Origin of the sequence: Fulvimonas sp. R45, assembly GCF_030504985.1 — a bacterium.
In the GTDB taxonomy this organism is placed as follows: Bacteria; Pseudomonadota; Gammaproteobacteria; order Xanthomonadales; family Rhodanobacteraceae; genus Rhodanobacter_A.
Window position 1 is genome coordinate 29,629 of sequence record NZ_JASERU010000017.1, and the last position, 16,019, is coordinate 45,647.

General features: G+C 72.1%; 10 protein-coding genes. 4 read left to right on the plus strand and 6 right to left on the minus strand.

The genetic code is table 11. From position 1 onward, the window contains the following. The first annotated feature begins 76 nt into the window (after positions 1-76). A complete protein-coding gene (locus tag QMK61_RS14175) occupies positions 77-964 on the plus strand; it encodes a LysR substrate-binding domain-containing protein (protein ID WP_302072878.1) in 888 nt (295 codons plus the stop codon). A gap of 510 nt (positions 965-1,474) precedes the next feature. Here QMK61_RS14175 and QMK61_RS14180 read toward each other — a convergent pair. Continuing rightward, a complete protein-coding gene (locus tag QMK61_RS14180; protein ID WP_302072879.1) occupies positions 1,475-2,263 on the minus strand; it encodes a glutaminyl-peptide cyclotransferase in 789 nt (262 codons plus the stop codon). Between the two features lie 99 nt (positions 2,264-2,362). Between QMK61_RS14180 and QMK61_RS14185 the strand changes: the two genes are divergently transcribed. After that, positions 2,363-4,201, plus strand: coding sequence for a monovalent cation:proton antiporter-2 (CPA2) family protein (locus tag QMK61_RS14185; RefSeq protein ID WP_302072880.1), 1,839 nt, complete (start codon positions 2,363-2,365; stop codon positions 4,199-4,201). 75 nt (positions 4,202-4,276) lie between these two features. On the opposite strand, the gene QMK61_RS14190 is transcribed toward QMK61_RS14185, so the two are convergent. Further along, positions 4,277-7,771, minus strand: coding sequence for an ankyrin repeat domain-containing protein (locus QMK61_RS14190; protein ID WP_302072881.1), 3,495 nt, complete (start codon positions 7,769-7,771; stop codon positions 4,277-4,279). A gap of 71 nt (positions 7,772-7,842) precedes the next feature. Then, positions 7,843-8,145 (minus strand): YcgL domain-containing protein, encoded by a 303-nt coding sequence (locus tag QMK61_RS14195; protein WP_302072882.1) that lies wholly within the window; start codon positions 8,143-8,145, stop codon positions 7,843-7,845. Positions 8,146-8,349: 204 nt separating this feature from the next. Here QMK61_RS14195 and QMK61_RS14200 point away from each other — a divergent pair, with 204 nt between their 5' ends. After that, positions 8,350-9,786, plus strand: coding sequence for an outer membrane protein transport protein (locus tag QMK61_RS14200; protein WP_302072883.1), 1,437 nt, complete (start codon positions 8,350-8,352; stop codon positions 9,784-9,786). A 141-nt stretch (positions 9,787-9,927) separates the two neighbouring features. Here QMK61_RS14200 and QMK61_RS14205 read toward each other — a convergent pair whose 3' ends face one another. After that, positions 9,928-10,569: a TetR/AcrR family transcriptional regulator gene (locus tag QMK61_RS14205; RefSeq protein WP_302072884.1), complete on the minus strand. Its 642-nt coding sequence runs from the start codon at positions 10,567-10,569 to the stop codon at positions 9,928-9,930. Between the two features lie 197 nt (positions 10,570-10,766). Here QMK61_RS14205 and QMK61_RS14210 point away from each other — a divergent pair, with 197 nt between their 5' ends. Beyond that, entirely contained in the window at positions 10,767-11,840 is a 1,074-nt protein-coding gene (locus QMK61_RS14210) for an alpha/beta hydrolase (RefSeq protein WP_302072885.1), read from the plus strand. A gap of 249 nt (positions 11,841-12,089) precedes the next feature. Here the strand turns inward: QMK61_RS14210 and QMK61_RS14215 are convergent, their stop codons facing one another. Beyond that, entirely contained in the window at positions 12,090-13,505 is a 1,416-nt protein-coding gene (locus QMK61_RS14215) for a coniferyl aldehyde dehydrogenase (RefSeq protein WP_302072886.1), read from the minus strand. 8 nt (positions 13,506-13,513) lie between these two features. Beyond that, positions 13,514-15,988, minus strand: coding sequence for a TonB-dependent receptor (locus tag QMK61_RS14220; protein ID WP_302072887.1), 2,475 nt, complete (start codon positions 15,986-15,988; stop codon positions 13,514-13,516). Positions 15,989-16,019 lie beyond the last annotated feature (31 nt).

Below are 16,019 nucleotides of genomic sequence, written 5' to 3' on the forward strand. Positions count from 1 at the left end.
TTACGGTAGCGCCGCAGTATGGTCCTGAAAATCGGCATTTTCAGCATTGTCGATCCATGAAAACGGGATAATTTCCATGCGCCCCATTGCCTTCGATCCCGACGTGCTGCGCAGCTTCGTGCACGGCGTGGAGCTGGGCAGTTTCGCGCGCGCGGCGGAGCGGTTGAACCGCTCCACCTCGGCGGTCAGCGCGCAACTCAAGAAGCTGGAGGAGCAGGCCGGTCGGCCCCTGCTGCGCAAGGCCGGCCGCGGCATGGCGCTCACCGAGACGGGCGAGGTGATGCTGGGCTATGCGCGGCGCCTGCTGGAGCTCAACGACGAGGCCGCGGCGGCGGTGCGCGGCGTGGAACTGGAAGGCCGCGTGCGGCTGGGCCTGCAGGAGGATTTCGGCGAAAGCCTGCTGCCGGCGGTGCTGGGCCGCTTCGCGCGGGCCCATCCGCGGCTGCGCGTCGAGGTGCGCATCGCGCGCAACGCGGAGTTGCTGGAAGGAGTGAACCGCGGCCGGCTCGACCTGGCGCTGGCCTGGGACGGCGACGAGGGCAGCCCGCACGCGGAGCGCGTGGCGCGCCTGCCGATGCGCTGGATCGGCACGGCCGACGCCGCCTTCCCGAAGCCGCGCCGGCGCGGCGAGCCGCTGCCGCTGGTGGTGCTGGACGCGCCCTGCCTGGTGCGGCGCGCCGCCATCGATGCGCTGGACCGCGCCGGCATCGCCTGGCGCATCGCCTTCACCAGCGCCAGCCTCGCCGGCACCTGGGCGGCGGTGACGGCGGGCCTGGGCGTAAGCGTGCGTACGCCGCTGGGCCTGCCGGCCGGCGTGCGCGCCTTGACCGCGAAGGAGGCGGGCCTGCCCGCGCTGCCGATGCTGGGCCTGGCGCTGCACCGGGCCGAGGCGGAGCCGGCCCCGGCCGTGGCGCGGCTGGCGGAGATCCTCACCCGGACGCTGTCGGCGTCACTGCCGCGCTGATCGTGCATGAGCGCCCTCCCCTGCTTCCGGGGAGGGCTAGGGAGGGGTAGGCAAGCTCGCGACAAGCCCGACCCCCTCCCGGCCTCCCCCTGCAAGCAGGGGGAGGAGACGAGCGGCGGCCTCGGTGTTCTTTCTCGGCGCGTCGGCGTCACTGCCCGCGCTGATCATGCAAGAACTCCCTCTTCTGCTTGCGGAGAGGGCAAGAGCTCCCTCCCCTGCGTGCAGGGGAGGGTTGGGGAGGGGTAGGCAAGCTCGCGACAAGCCCGACCCCCTCCCGGCCTCCCCCTGCAAGCAGGGGGAGGAGACGAGCGGCGGCCTCGGTGTTCTTTCTCGGCGCGTCGGCGTCACTGCCTGCGCTGATCATGCAAGAACTCCCTCTTCTGCTTGCGGGGAGGGCAAGAGCTCCCTCCCCTGCGTGCAGGGGAGGGTCGGGGAGGGGTAGGCAAGCTCGCGACAAGCCCGTTCCCCTCCCGGCCTCCCTCTGCAAGCAGGGGGAGGAGGCAAACGACCTCAGCGTTCCCGTGCCGGCCCGGTCAGCCGGATCTCGTACAGCTTCGGCCAGCACTTGCCGGTGACGAACAGGCGGTCGTGCTTCGCGTCGTAGGCGATGCCGTTGAGCACGTCGTTGACTGGGTCGCCCAGGGAGTCCGCCTTGGGCACCAGCCCGCCCAGCTCGATCCAGCCCACCACCTTGCCGCTGGCCGGGTCGATCCGCGCGATGTGCGTGGTGAGCCATACGTTGGCGAAGAGCTGGCCCTTCACCCATTCCAGCTCGTTGATGTTCTCCAGCGGCTTGCCGTCGGCGGTGACGTGGATGCTGCCCACCTGCTGCAGGGTGTTCGGATCGAGCCGGCGGATCACCGGTGTGCCGTCGCTCATGTAGAGGTAGCTGCCGTCGGTGGTGAGCGCCCAGCCCTCGCCGGGATAGGCGAAGCGCGCCAGCGGCTTCAGCGTGGCGAGGTCGTAGACGAAACCTTCGTGGTTGCGCCAGGTCAGCTGGATCAGCTTGTCCTGCCAGGCGACGCTGCCCTCGCCGTAGTCGGGCCAGGGCGTGTCGGCCTGCTGCAGCACCTTGCCCGTGGCCAGGTCCACCTTGCGCACGGTGGAGGCGCCGACCTGGCCGGTGCTCTCGTACAGGTGGCCGTCGAGGTAGAACAGGCCCTCGGTGTAGGCGTTGGTGTCGTGCGGGTAGGCATGCACCACGGCGTAGCCGTAGACGGGGATGGCGTCGCGCGTGCCGGCGCAGGCGGCGGGGCCGGCGGCGGCGAGCGCGAGCAGCAGGGCGGCAGGGCGTTTCATGGCTGCGATGATCCCACGTCGCGTGGCCGCGCGGCAGTGCGCAGCACGCGACGGCGCGCGCGTGGAATAATCGGTCCCTCCCCGACAAGGTGCGCGCGCGTGGAAGGACATCGTTTCCTGGAGACGGCGGTGGTGCTGTTGCTGGCGGCGGTGGTCGCCGTGCCGCTGACCAAGCGCTTCCGGCTGGGCTCGGTGCTGGGCTACCTGCTGGCCGGGGTGGTGATCGGGCCGTCGGTGCTGCGCCTGGTCGGCAACGTGGACGGCATCAGCACGATCTCGGAATTCGGCATCGTGCTGATGCTGTTCGTGATCGGGCTGGAGCTGTCGCCGCAGCGGCTGTGGGTGATGCGCCGCTCGGTGTTCGGCACCGGCCTGCTGCAGGTGCTGGCCACCAGCGTGGTGGTCGGCGCGATCGCCTGGGCGTTCTGCGGGCTGCCGCCGCGCGCGGCGGCGATCGTGGGCGGCAGCCTGGCGCTGTCGTCCACCGCGTTCGGGCTGCAGATCCTGGGCGAGCGCAAGGAGGCCGGCACCGCCTACGGCCGGCAGGCGTTCGCGATCCTGCTGTTCCAGGACCTGGCGGCGATCCCGCTGATCGCGGCGGTGCCGCTGCTGGCCGGTTCGTCCGGGCAGCACGGCTTCGACCTGCTCGGCGCGCTGCGCACGCTGGGCGTGATCGTGGTGGTGATGGTCGGCGGCCGCTACCTGCTGCGCCCGGTGTTCCGCTTCGTGGCCAAGGCCGACACGGTGGAAGTGTCCACCGCCACCGCGCTGCTGGTGGTGATGGGCGTGGCGCTGCTGATGGAGCTGGCCGGCGTGTCGGTGACGCTGGGTGCCTTCCTCGCCGGCGTGCTGCTGGCCGACTCCGAATACCGGCACGATCTGGAATCGCACATCGAACCGTTCAAGGGCCTGCTGCTGGGGCTGTTCTTCGTCAGCGTGGGCATGTCGATGCAGGTCGGCCTGCTGCTGCGCGAACCCCTGCTGGTGCTGGGCCTCACCGCCGCCGTGCTGCTGGTGAAGGGCGTGCTGCTGTGGCCGCTGGGCCGGCTGGTCGGCGGACTGGACCGCCGCGACGCGCTGCGCCTGGCGGTGCTGCTGGCCAGCGGCGGCGAGTTCGCCTTCGTGGTGCTGAAGCTGGCGCAGGAGCAGAAGCTGGTCGGCGCGCACCAGGGCGGCGAGCTGGTGCTGGCGATCACCCTGTCGATGGCGCTGACCCCGCTGCTGGTGGCGCTGCTGGCGAAACTGCTGGGCGAGGGCAAGGCGAAGAAGCCCGAGCGCGAGTACGACACCATCGAGGCCGGCGCGCCGCGCGTGATCATCGCCGGCTTCGGCCGCATGGGCCAGGTGGTGGGCCGCATCCTGCGCGCCGAGGGCATCCCGTTCGTGGCGCTGGACCATTCCATCGAACAGATGGACATGGTGCGCCGCTTCGGCAACTGGAACGACATCTTCTACGGCGACCCCGCGCGCCCCGAGCTGCTGCGCGCGGCGCAGGCGGACAAGGCCGAGGTGTTCGTGCTGGCCAGCGACGACCCCGAATCCAGCCTGCGCGTGGCGCGCGTGGTGCGCCGGCAGTACCCGCACCTGCGCATCGTGGCGCGCGCGCGCAACCGCCAGCACGTGTGGCGGCTGATGGACATGGGCGTCGACGACCCGGTGCGCGAGACGCTGTATTCCAGCCTGAAGATGACCAAGCAGGCGCTGGTGGCGCTGGGCATGACGCCGGAGCGCGCGATGGACCGCGTCGAGCGCTTCCGTCGCCAGGATGCCGAGCTGCTGAAGACGCAGTACCTGGTCTACGACGACGAGACCAAGCTGGTGCAGACCACCCGCGAGGCGCTGGCCGACCTTGAGCGGCTGTTCGAGGCCGACGCGCTGCCGCAGGCGGAGCAGGCGCGCGAGCGCGATCCCGACAAGCCGCTCACCGACACGCTGTGATCCGCCGCCGGCCGCGTCGCGCGGCCGGGCCTGTCCACGGCCTCCGGGAGCCCCGCGGCACGGGACCCGTCGAGGTCACTCCGTCGGCTGGGCGGGCTGGCGCAGCGTCTGCCGCACGCTTGGGATGGCGCCGGCGCTGCGCGCGGCCAGCTCGTGGGCGACGTCGACGTAGCCGAGCTGGCGCGCCACGTCGGCCGCGGTACGGCCGAAGGCGTCGGCCGCGGCGCGGTCGGCGCCGCGCGCCAGCAGCACGCGCGCCGGCGGCAGCAGCGCGTGCATGGCGCAGGCGTGCAGCGCGGTGACGCCGCGCTGGTCGGCGTGCTCCAGCTTGGCGCCGGCGTCCAGTAGCACCGGCAGCAGCGCGCCGAGGTGGGTGGCGTCGCAGTCGCTGCCGGGGCGCAGCTGGGCGCCGAGCAGCAGCAGCAGCGGGGTCTTGCCTTCGCGGTCGCCGAGGTTCGCGTCGGCGCCGCGCCTGAGCAGCACGTCGAACAGCCGGCGCGCGCGCAGGCTGTCGTTGTGCTCGAAGCCGAACTGCGCGGCGGCGTGCAGCGCGCCGTGGCCGCGCGCGTCGACGGCGTGGATGTCGGCGCCGCCATCGAGCAGGCGCTCGGCGATCTCCGGGTAGCCCAGCGCGGCGGCCAGCATCAGCGCGGTGGCTTCGCCGGGCAGCCGCTGGTCCACCGGCGCGCCGCGCTCCAGCAGCAGCGCGACCAGTGCCTCGCGGCGCGCGCCCACGGCGGCGCCCAGCGGGGTCATGCCGTTGTGCGCGGCGAGGGTGGCGTCGGCGCCGGCGTCGAGCAGGCGCGCGGCGGTCTCGCGATGGCCGGCACCGCAGGCGTGCAGCAGCGCGCTGGCGCCGTGCGCGTCGCGGGTGTCCACCGCGAAGCCGAGTTCGAGCAGGCGTTCCACCGCGGCGTCGGCGCCGGCCTTGGCGGCGGCCGGCAGGTCGTCGGCGCGCAGTGGTCGGCGCGGCCGCGGCCAGGCGCCCCAGTCCAGCCAGCGCTCGACGTCGTCGTGTTCCAGCGCCAGGCCCAGCGGGGTCTCGCCGTTGGCGTCGGCGGCCTCGGCGTCGGCGCCGTGGGCGACCAGCTCGCGCACCAGCGGCAGCGCGCCGGCGCCGTGCGCCAGCGCGGCGAACAGCGGGGTGCGGCCCTCGTGGTCGCGTGCGTTGGGATCGCAGCCGCGCGCCAGCAGGGCATGCAGCAGGGCGTGCTGGCCGGCGGCGGTGGCGAGGTGCAGCGGGGTACGGCCCTGCGCGTCCGGGCCGAACGGGTCGGCGCCGCGCTCGAGCATGGCCAGCGGCAGCGCGGCGCCCTGCACGGAACCCTGCAGGCGGCCCAGCGCCTGCGCCAGCAGGCCGGCGCCGGCCGGCGTGGCGCCGGCGCCGAGCAGGTCGTCCACCGCCTCGGTGGCGGCCGGCAGCTGCAGCAGCAGCGCGTCGAACAGGCGTCGGTGCGGAGGCGGCAGGCGCGGCCCGGCATCGGCCTCGTCGCCGCCGTCGGGCTCCTCCGCGCCGGCGGCGACAGGGGCGAGCCGGGCTTCGGCCGCGAGGCCGTGGTCGAGCAGCCAGCGGCGCGCGGTGCCGAGACCGGGGGCGGCGAGTTCGAGGTAGAGCTGGGCCAGTTCCGCCTGCGGCCATTCGCGCACGCGGGTGGCGAAGCCGGAGACCACGGCCCAGTGCCCGAAGCGCAGCGCGTCGAGCAGGTGGGCCGGCGTGTCGGCGCCTTCGGCCGGCGCCGCGGTGGCTTCCAGGCTGGCCGGTAGCGGGGTGTCGGGATCGAGCAGGGCAACCAGGTCCCAGCGGCCGGCGGCGGCGGCGTGGTCGAGCGCGCTGCGGCCGTCGCTGCCGGGCGTCTTCGGTTCGGCGCCCAGGGCGAGCAGGGCGCGCACGGTGTCGGCATGGGCGCGCGGCGACTGGCAGGCCAGGGTGAGCGCGTCGCGGCCGTGGCCGTCGCGCACGCGCGCGTCGGGCTGCGCTTCGGCCAGCAGCTGCACGATGCCGACGGCGCCGGCGCGCGCGGCTTCCATCAGCGCGGTGCTGCCGTGGCGATCGGCCAGCGCCACGTCGGCGTTGGCGGCGCGCAGGGCGCGGACGATGCGCTCGTGGCCCTCGGCGGCGGCCACCATCAGCGCGCTGCGGTGCTGCGCGTCCACCGCGTTCACCGCGGCGCGGTGCTTGAGCAGCAGCTTCACGCCTTCGGGGTCGTCATCGGGGATGCCGGCGGCGGCGACCAGGGCGGGTTCGCCGTCGGCGGGCGCGGGCTTGGCGCCGCGTTCCAGCAGGAACTTCGCCAGCGGCCAGTTGGCGGCGCGGCAGGCCGCCGCGAGCGGGCTGAGGCCGGCCTTGTTCAGCGCGTTCACCGGCGCGGCGGCGTCCAGCAGCATGGCGGCGACGATGGGTTCCTCGCTGAGCACGGCGCCGTGCAGCGGGGTGTTGCCCTCGGCGTCGGCGGCCAGTGCGCTGGCGCCGTTGGCGAGCAGGGTCATCACCGCGTCGGCGCGGCCGGCGCGGCTGTCGCGGGTGGCGGCCAGCAGCGGGGTGAGCCCGCCGACGGCGCGGTCGACGGCGGCGCCCTTGGCGATCAGGGCGCGCAGCAGGCGGGTGTCGGGCAGCAGCGCGGCGAGCATCAGCGCCGGGCGCTGGTCGCGGTCGCCCGGCGGCGGGGCGGTGTCCGGGTCGGCGCCGGCGTCGAGCAGTGCCAGCGCGCGCTCGATGTCGCCGTCGCGGGTGGCGGCGAGCAGCGCGGCCGCCTGCTCGGGCGTGCCGGCGGTGCGTTCCTGCTCGCTCAGCGCCACCGGGGGCGGCGGCGCCGTGCGCGCGGGTCCGGCGCCGTCGGCGTCGGCGGCCGGCGCGTGGCGGCGGACCTGCCGGTTCTCGCACAGCAGCGCGCGCAGCGTGCGGTTGGCCACCACCAGGCAGCCCAGCGGCATCAGCACCAGCGCGTAGATGGCCAGCGTGGCGGTGCGCATCTCCGCCGGCAGCACGCCGTACAAGCCACTCAGCGCGATGGCGCAGAACGCCAGCACCAGCAGCGCCAGCGCGGCGGGCAGGAAGTGGGTGAAGAAGCGCTCCTCGCGCGACAGGTGCCGGCCGAACGCGATGCTGCGCGCGGTGGCGGTGAAGATCCACGAGCCCTCGTGCTGCGCCTGCGCGGGGTAGGCGTCGTCCCACACGAACACCAGTCCGAACGCGGGCCACAGCCGCCACAGCACGGCCAGCGCCACCACCAGCGCCACCGCCAGCAGCAGCGTGGCGCCGAGCCCGTGCTGCTGGTTGAGCCACAGCATCGGCCCGGCCACCAGCAGGAACACCAGCGCCACGTAGCCGGTGAACATCACCAGGTGGGCGGCGCCGCGACGCAGCACGGTGCGGCCGTAGTGCGGCTCGGGGTCGAAGCCGATGGCGTGGCAGACCGCGGCCATGGTCAGCGTGTTGGCCAGCAGCAGCGGGATCAGCGCCAGCGGGTGGGCGCCGATGCCGGCGACCGCCGCGGCGATCAGTCCGGGCACGAACCAGGCAAGGGACGACAGGAAGGGCGACGGGCGCCGGCGCGATTTGGAAGAAGGCATGACGACGAGTATAGAAAGCGTGACAAGAGCAGGCGGTAATCCTTTGTTAACGAGCGTGCGGTGGCGATGCGCTACTCGTCCTCGTCCTCGCGGCGGTCCGCCAGCGAACTGCCATAGGGCAGGTGGTTGCCGGCGGCCAGGGTGGAGTTCGGCGGCAGCTGCAGGTGCCAGCCTTGCGTGCGCAGGTGTTCGAGCACCTGCTGCGCGTCTTCCTGCGGCAGGCGGCGATCGCCGCTCAGCTCCACTTCCAGCACGAAGCGCAACTCGCCAAGCATCAATGCGAGGCTGGGCGGCAGCAGGTCGAAGCGGTCGCGCTCGGCCAGCCACAGGTAGGTATCGGCCTTGCGCTGGCTGGCGTAGACGTGGCTGTGCATGGCGACGTCCATGGATCGGTGGGAAGAGCCGAAGGTTAGCAGCCCGCGCCGGGACTGTTTGCTGCGACCGCACTTGCGCCGCCCCGGCGGAGCCGGCAGAGTGCCGGCCAAGGGTGTCAAACGCGCGTATGAATCCCGCGTGAAAGCCTCATACAGAACGCCCTGTTCCCCGATTCCAGCCGCCACGATACGCAGGAGCAAGCCATGCACAAGTCTTTCCGTCACCTCACCGGCGCGGCACGTCCGCTGGCGCTGGCCACGCTGGGCCTGGCCGTCGCGGCGGGCCTCGCCCTGCCGACGGGCGCGCAGGCCAGCGCGTTCCAGCTGAAGGAAGACAGCGCCAAGAGCATGGGCCGCGCCTACGCCGGTTCGGCCGCCGCCGGCGGCGACGTGTCGGTGGTGGCGAACAACCCCGCGGCCATGACCGAATTGAACGGCACCTACTTCCAGGCCGACGTCACCGCAATCAATTTCAGCGCCACGTTCAACGGCTCGGCGCACGACGCGCTGGGCCGCCCGATCAGCGGCGGCAATGGCGGCGACGCCGGCACCACGCTGCCGGTGCCCGCGTTCTTCATCGCCACCCAGGTCGGCGACCGCTGGCACATCGGCGGCGGCCTGACCGTGCCGTTCGGCTTCCAGACCGAATACGACCGCAACTGGGTCGGCCGCTACAACGCGTTGAAGACCAAGCTGGAATCGCTGGACGCCACGCTGTCCGCCTCCTACGACGTCACCGACAACTTCACCCTGGGCGCCAGCGCGATCGCCCAGCGCACCAGCGCCGAGCTGACCAGCGCGATCAACTTCAACATGGTCGGCATGGGCCTGGTGCAGCAGGGCGTGGCGGCCGGCAAGATCCCGGCGCAGATGGCGCCCGCGCTGCTGCAGCAGATCGGCGCGCTGGTGCCGCCGGGCAGCGACGGCTACGCGCGCATCAAGGGCGACGACTGGGGCTTTGGCTGGCAGGTCGGCGCGCTGTGGAAGCTGAGCCCATCCGACCGCCTGGCGCTGGACTACCACTCGCGCATCAAGCACAAGATCGGCGGCACCGCCAACTTCACCGTGCCCGACAACGTGGCCTACCTGCTCGGCACGCCGACCGTGGCCGGCCTGCTCGGCGGCGCGGTGCCGTTCACCCACACCACCGGCAACGCCAACCTGACCACGCCGGCCAGCGCCACCGCCAGCTACTGGCACCAGGCGGAGAAGTTCGGCATCGGCATGGACCTGTCCTGGACCCAGTGGAGCGTGCTCAAGCAGCTGGTGGTGAACTACGCCAACCCGGCGCAGCCGGCCACGGTGGAGCCGTTCAACTGGCGCGACACCTGGTTCGCGTCGATCGGCGGCGACTACTACGTCAACGACAGGCTGACCCTGCGCGGCGGCCTGGCGGTGGACACCACGCCTACCCGCGCCGCCAACCGCGACCCGCGCGTACCCGACTCCACCCGCAAGTTCGTCACCGTGGGCATCGGCTACAAGGCCAACGACCACTTCGAGATCAACGCCTCGTACGCGCACATCTTCGTCAACCAGGCGCACGTCAACGGTTCGACCAGCTCCACCGGCGACGTGCTGGCGGGCAACTTCGACGACTACGGCAACCTGCTCAGCGTGTCGGCGCAGTACAAGTTCTGATCGCGCAGGCGAGAGGAACGCACCGGAAGCCTCCCCGTCCGCGGGGAGGCTTTTTTGTGCCGGCGATCCGCGCCATGCCGTGAGGCCGCATGCCGGGCGGGGGCCTGGTGGCTTCGACGCGCGTTGCCCGGGCGCCCGGCATCAATGCCAGTGCGTGCCGGAGGCGCGCCCGGCCGGGGGCCTGGCCGTCAACCGGTCCAGCGCGTCGCTGCAGGCCGCCTTGATCAGCGCGCAGGCCCCGGCGGCCGACCGCCCTCCGGACAACAGGCGGAACATCGGGTAGCTCGTGAGCGCGAAGATGAGGTCGGCGGCGTCCCGCCGCTGGCCCGCCGTCGCGGGCAGCTGCATTCTCTCGAGCAGGGCCGCAACCGCCCGCCGCCGTCGCTCGTTGCGTTCCGACAAAGCCCGGGCCAGGTCGGGGTCGGTCGCCATCGCATCGTGCAGGCGGCCGACCGCGGCATCGCCGGACCAGAAATCGCAGAACACTTCGGCCAGGCGCATGAGGCCTTCCCGCGGGTCGGGGTCGGTGACGACATCGGCGATGCGTCCCAGGCGGCCGTTCCTTGCCAGGACGTCGAACACGGCCTCCAGCAACCCGCCGCGCGAACCGAACTGCTTGTAGACCGTGAGCCGGGTGACCCCCGCCGCCGCCGCAACGCTTTCCAGCGAAAACACCGTCATGGGATTCGCGCGCATGAACGCGGCGGCCGCCTCGATGACCGCCTGGCGCCGGGCCTCGGCGGCTGCCGCCCGGGCGCGGCTCACGTAGGGGCGTGGGGTCAAGGCTGGAACTCCTCGGCTTCGACGGCCCGTGCAGGGTAGCGACAAGCGGGCCGCCGGCCCAGTCGCCGACCATCTTGACTTCCGGCGTCACGCTATTTGAGTATACGGCTTGTAATTCTAAAAACGAATTCGAAGCCGTTGTGCGCTCCCCGCCAAGGATCGCGCCACGCCGCTACGTCCCGCCTGCAGCGTTTGGGATGGAATTTCTAAGCGCCCCGCTGCTGACACCCGACCAGAGGCAAACCATGAACAGCATGTATCGGAACCTGGGCTGCACCGTGCTCCTTGCCGGGGCGTTCGGCCTGGCGCCGGCCCGCGGCGCCGATCCGGCCGCGACGCCACGACGCATACCGGACAGCTACGCGCATGCGGGCACGCGGGTCGACATCGGCAACGGCCGCCACCTCAACCTGCGCTGCACCGGCAGCGGAGCGCAGACCGTCATGCTGGAAGCCGGCGCGGTCGCCGATTCCTCCACCTGGTTCAAGGTGCAGCCGCTGCTGGCCCCGGTCGCCCGCGTATGCGCCTACGACCGCACCGGCTATGGTTTCAGCAGCGAAGGACCCCTGCCGCGGGACCTCGACGCCGACGTATCGGACCTGCACGCGCTGATCCGGCATGCCGGCATCAAGACGCCGCTGGTGCTGGTGGGGCATTCGCTGGGCAGCAACATCGTGCGGGAGTATGCGAGCCGCTACCCGGCCGACGTGAGTGCCATGGTTCTGGTCGACCCGCCCGCGCAGGACATCGCACGGTATGCGCCCGCCTGGCAGAAGGACGAGGACGCCCTGTCGGCGCAACGGTTCGCATTTCTCGACCGCTGCGCGGCGGCCGCCGAAAAGGGCAAGCTCCCTTCCGCCGCCCCGGACCTGCACGATTGCCTCGGCGACGCCAACCCGCTGGCGAGCGCGAAGGTCAATGCGGCGGACCTGGCCCGCATGTCGAAGCCGGCGTTCTGGCATACGGTGCTGTCGGTACTCCACGACAACGTCGGGGTGTTCAAGCAGCCGGTGCCGACCCGGGAGACGCACGGGTCGACGCCCCTGATCGTGCTGTCCGCCGACAACACCTATGCCGACGCCCTGCCCCGCGACCGCAAGGGGCTCGAACAGGCCCGCGCCCGGACCCAGGCGCAGATCGTCGCCACCTCGTCGCGCGGAACGCTGGTGCGGGTCGCCAATACCTCGCACGAGATCCAGGCCGACCAGCCGGGTGCGGTGGTCAAGGCGGTCGAACAGGCCTTGCAGCTGACCGGGCACCCGCCCAGGTAGCGCTGTTACAGGTCGTTGCCGCACGCGTGGCGGCAACGGCGGGGCTCACACCCGGCGCTCGATCTCGTCAGGCATGCGAACCCAGCCATGCATCCATTCCCCGTGCACCGAGAAGGCAGGCCGGGAACGAAGGATCTGCGAAGGCCGATGGTATGCCACGAAGCCTCCATGCCGGACGTCGTGAACAGGCTCTGAGGCGCCCCCGCTCGACGCCGGCGATTGCACGGCGCTACCGTGTCTCGCAGGGAATCATCCGCGCCGGAGCAGCAGACCCAGCATCCGCCGGAAGCGCTTGCCGTAGGGCGGGTTGAGCAGTCCGGCGCCGTTCCAGCGCGCCTGGCGGAACACCGGCTTCAGGTGCGAGAAGGTGCGGAAGCCGGCTTCGCCGTGGTAGCCGCCCATGCCGGAGGCGCCCACGCCTCCGAACGGCAGCTCGTGCTGGGCGATGTGGTAGAGCGTGTCGTTGACGGTGACGCCGCCGGCGTGGGTGCGCGCCAGCACGGCGTCGATGCGCGCGCGGTCGGTCTCGAACAGGTACAGCGCGAGCGGGTGCGGGCGGGCGGCGACGTGGGCGATCGCCTCGTCCAGCGTGTCGTAGGGGACCAGCGGCAGCAGCGGGCCGAAGATTTCCTCGCGCATCACGGCCATGTCGTCGCGGACGTCCGCCAGCAGCACGGGCGGCAGCAGGCGGCGGACGGGATCGGGCGCGGCGTTGGCCAGCGGCTCGATGCGGGCGCCGGCGGCCGCGGCCTCGTCGCGCAGGGCCGACAGCCGCGCGAAGTGGCGGTCGGTGGCGATGCTGGCGTATTGCGGGTTGCGTGCGAGGCCGGGGTACAGCCTGGCCACGGCGGCGCGTGCCGCGGCGACGAAGGCCTCGACCTGCGCGCGCGGCAGCAGCACGTAGTCGGGCGCGATGCAGGTCTGCCCCGCGTTGACCAGCTTGCCGAGCAGGATGCGTTCCACCGCCTGGCCGAAGCGCGCGCCGGGGCCGACGATGGCGGGCGACTTGCCGCCCAGTTCCAGCGTCACCGGGGTGAGGTGGGCGGCGGCGGCGCGCATCACCTGGTGGCCGACCGCGGTGGAGCCGGTGAACAGCAGGTGGTCGAACGGCAAGGCGGCGAAGGCCTGCGCCACCTCGGCGTCGCCGGTGACGACCGTCACTTCGTCGGGCGGGAAGGCGTCGGCCACCAGCTCGGCGAACAGCGCGGAGAAGCGCGGCGTGTACTCGCTCATCTTCACCATCGCGCGGTTGCCGGCGGCCAGCGCGTCCACCAGTGGGCCGACGGCGAGGTAGAGCGGGTAGTTCCACGGCACGATGATGCCGACCACGCCGCGCGGCTGCGGCCGCAGCTCGGTGCGCGCGGGCAGGAACAGCCAGTCGGCGGGGCGGCGCTTCGGCTTCATCCAGCGCCGGCCGTGGCGCAGCGCGTGGCGGATCGCCGAGAGGCTGGGGAAGACCTCCAGCAGCGCGGTCTCCTCGGCCGGGCGGCAGCCGAAGTCGGCCTGGATCGCGGCGGCGATGGCATCGCGGTGTGCCAGCAGCAGGTCGCGCAACGCCTGCAGCCGGCGCGCCCGCTGCGGCCACGGCGGCGACGGCGCGGCCGCCTGCGCGAGGCGCAGGCGCTGGAAGCGGGCGGCGAGGTCGGCGTCGTCGGGACGATTCATGGCGCGGCTCAGAACTTCGCCTGCAGTTCCACGCCCCACGTGCGCGGCGGCGTGATGCTGGCGTAGGGCGTGCCGAACACGCTCTCGGTGATGTTGTTCACGCCGGTGACGTAGCGCTGGTTGAACAGGTTGCTGGCGTACAGCGCCACGCCCCAGTGGTCGTCCGCCGCGTTCCAGCCCAGCCGCGCGTCGGTGCGTTGCTGCGCCGCGCCGACGCTGAAGTTGGGGCTGATCTGGCAGGTGCCCTGCAGGCGCGAGTCGCTGTTGCAGCGCGACTTGCCGCGGTAGGCGTGGGACAGGTCGAAGCTCACGTCGCCGCCGGCCACGCCGTGCCAGGTATAGGCCAGGTGGGCGGCGTAGGAGTACTTCGGCTCGCCGGTGGGCTGGCCGTCCAGGTCGGCGCCGGAGGGTGCGGTGGCGTTGCGGTAGGTGGCGTCGATGTAGGCGGCGTTGAGGCCCAGCTGCAGCGCGTCGACCGGCTGCCACTGCAGCTCGACCTCCAGGCCCTTGGCCTGCTGGTTGCTGCTGCTGACCAGATAGCGCGGCACGCCGGAGCCGGCGCTGTTGGGGTCGAGCGTCAGCGACTGGCGGTTGTCGTAGCGGTAGTAGTAGGCGGAGGCGTTGAGCAGCAGGTGCTGGTCCGGGAACACGGTCTTGAGGCCGGCCTCGTAGTTCCACACCTTCTCGGGCGCGAAGTGCGAGCCGATCTGCACGCTGTTGTAGCCGCCGGCCTTGTAGCCCTTGGTGACCGACACGTAGCCCATCACGTCGGGGGCGAACTTGTAGTCGAGCACGGCGCGCGGGCTGATGTCGTTCCAGCGGTTGCGGGTTTTCACCAGCATGCCGACCGGGGCGCCGCTGGAGGGGCTGAAGATCACGTTCTGCTGGAACGCGGCCAGCGCGTACTGCGCTTCGGGCGGCAGCATGGCGAGGATGCCGGCGGCGTCCAGCGCCTGCACGGTGGCGTCGAACTGTGGCGCCTGGCGCGGCATGTTGTACCAGGAGAAGTCCTTCTGGTCGCGGGTGAAGCGCGCGCCGGTGGTGAGGTTGAGGCGGTCGGTGAGGTGCCAGATCACATCGCCGTAGGCGGCGTAGGCCTTGAAGTGGCCGTCGTTGCTGATCGCCTCGTGCCACGGGTCGCCGAGCAAGCTGTACGGCAGGCCCATCGCGCCCAGTGCGCCGCTGATGTCGGTGAGCGGCGTGCCCGCGCCCATCACGTTCTGCGCCAGCGTGTCGAGGCTGTCGGTGAAGATGTCGGTCTGGCTGCTCTGGCGCGCCTGCTCGCTGTACCAGCTCACCCCAGCCACCCAGTCGACCAGGTCGGTGTTGCCGGCCAGCTTGAACTCCTGGTACCAGCTGTTGTTGTGCTCGACGTTGGCGGTGTCGAGGTAGTCGACGATGTGGTTGGTGCCGTCGTAGTCGCCGCGGTTGACGGTGTCGAAGTTGCGCCATGCGGTGGTGGAGGTGAGGCTGCCCCAGCCGAAACCGTGGTCGACGGTGAGCGTGGCGCCGTCGAAGCGGCGCTTCTCGATCGGATTCACCGTGTCGTTGTACAGCGGTGCGTGCAGCGGGTTGAGGTAGGCGGAGGGATCGGCAGGGAACGGCGCGCGCTGGTGGGTGTCGTCCGACAGCGCGATCAGGCCGAAGGCGGGATGCGGCGGCTGCTTCAGCTGCTCGTGGTCCCAGGCCAGCAGCACGCGGGTGTCCTTGCCGAGGTTCCAGCGGTACACGGCGCGCGTGCCCCAGTCGTCGTCCTTGCCGTAGCGCTTGCCGGTGGCGGCGTCCTTCACCCAGCCGTCGCTCTGGTTGTCCAGCACGCTCACGCGCAGCGCCATGTCCTGGTTCAGCGGAATGTTGACCAGGGCGTCGCCGTAGCGCTTGCCGTAGTTGCCGAAGCGCAGGCGCGCCCTGGCCTCGAAGCGGTCGCTGGGCTCGTTGGTGACGATGGAGATCGCGCCGGCGGCGGCGTTGCGTCCGAACAGCGTGCCCTGCGGGCCCTTCAGCACCTCGATGCGCTTGATGTCGTTGAAGGCCAGCAGCGCGCCGCCGGAGCGCGCGGCGTAGACGCCGTCGATGTAGACGCCCACGGCGGACTCGGTGCCGATGCCGAAGTCGTCGGTGCTGATGCCGCGCAACTCGTAGCTGGGCTGGGTGGGCTGGTCGCCGCCCACCACCAGGCCGGGCACGAAGATGCTCATCTTGCTGAGGTCGGTGGCCGCCAGCGTATCCACCTGCTTGGCGGTGACGATCTGCAGCGGGATCGGCACGTCCTGCATTTCCTGCGCGCGGCTCTGCGCGGTGACGGTGATGGCGCCGAGCTGCTGCACCTTGTCGGGCTTGCGGGCGGCCGTATCGCCGTTGTTCCGCGCCTGGTCCTGCGCGGGGCCGGCCAGGGCTGGCAGCGGCGCGAGCAGCAGCAGCGCGGTGCCACCGTAGAGCAGGCGGCGCAGGTGGGTGGACAGCGGTCGCAGGCGCATGGTCATCCCGTTTCTCCCCTTGGCATTGCCGCTCGCC

Bases quoted from the DNA above. Each gene is read 5' to 3' on its own strand.
- QMK61_RS14175 (WP_302072878.1), top strand. From the start codon at position 77: ATGCGCCCCATTGCCTTCGATCCCGACGTGCTGCGCAGCTTCGTGCAC.
- QMK61_RS14180 (WP_302072879.1), bottom strand. From the start codon at position 2,263: ATGAAACGCCCTGCCGCCCTGCTGCTCGCGCTCGCCGCCGCCGGCCCC.
- QMK61_RS14190 (WP_302072881.1), bottom strand. From the start codon at position 7,771: ATGCCTTCTTCCAAATCGCGCCGGCGCCCGTCGCCCTTCCTGTCGTCC.
- QMK61_RS14195 (WP_302072882.1), bottom strand. From the start codon at position 8,145: ATGCACAGCCACGTCTACGCCAGCCAGCGCAAGGCCGATACCTACCTG.
- QMK61_RS14200 (WP_302072883.1), top strand. From the start codon at position 8,350: ATGCACAAGTCTTTCCGTCACCTCACCGGCGCGGCACGTCCGCTGGCG.
- QMK61_RS14210 (WP_302072885.1), top strand. From the start codon at position 10,767: ATGGAATTTCTAAGCGCCCCGCTGCTGACACCCGACCAGAGGCAAACC.
- QMK61_RS14215 (WP_302072886.1), bottom strand. From the start codon at position 13,505: ATGAATCGTCCCGACGACGCCGACCTCGCCGCCCGCTTCCAGCGCCTG.
- QMK61_RS14220 (WP_302072887.1), bottom strand. From the start codon at position 15,988: ATGACCATGCGCCTGCGACCGCTGTCCACCCACCTGCGCCGCCTGCTC.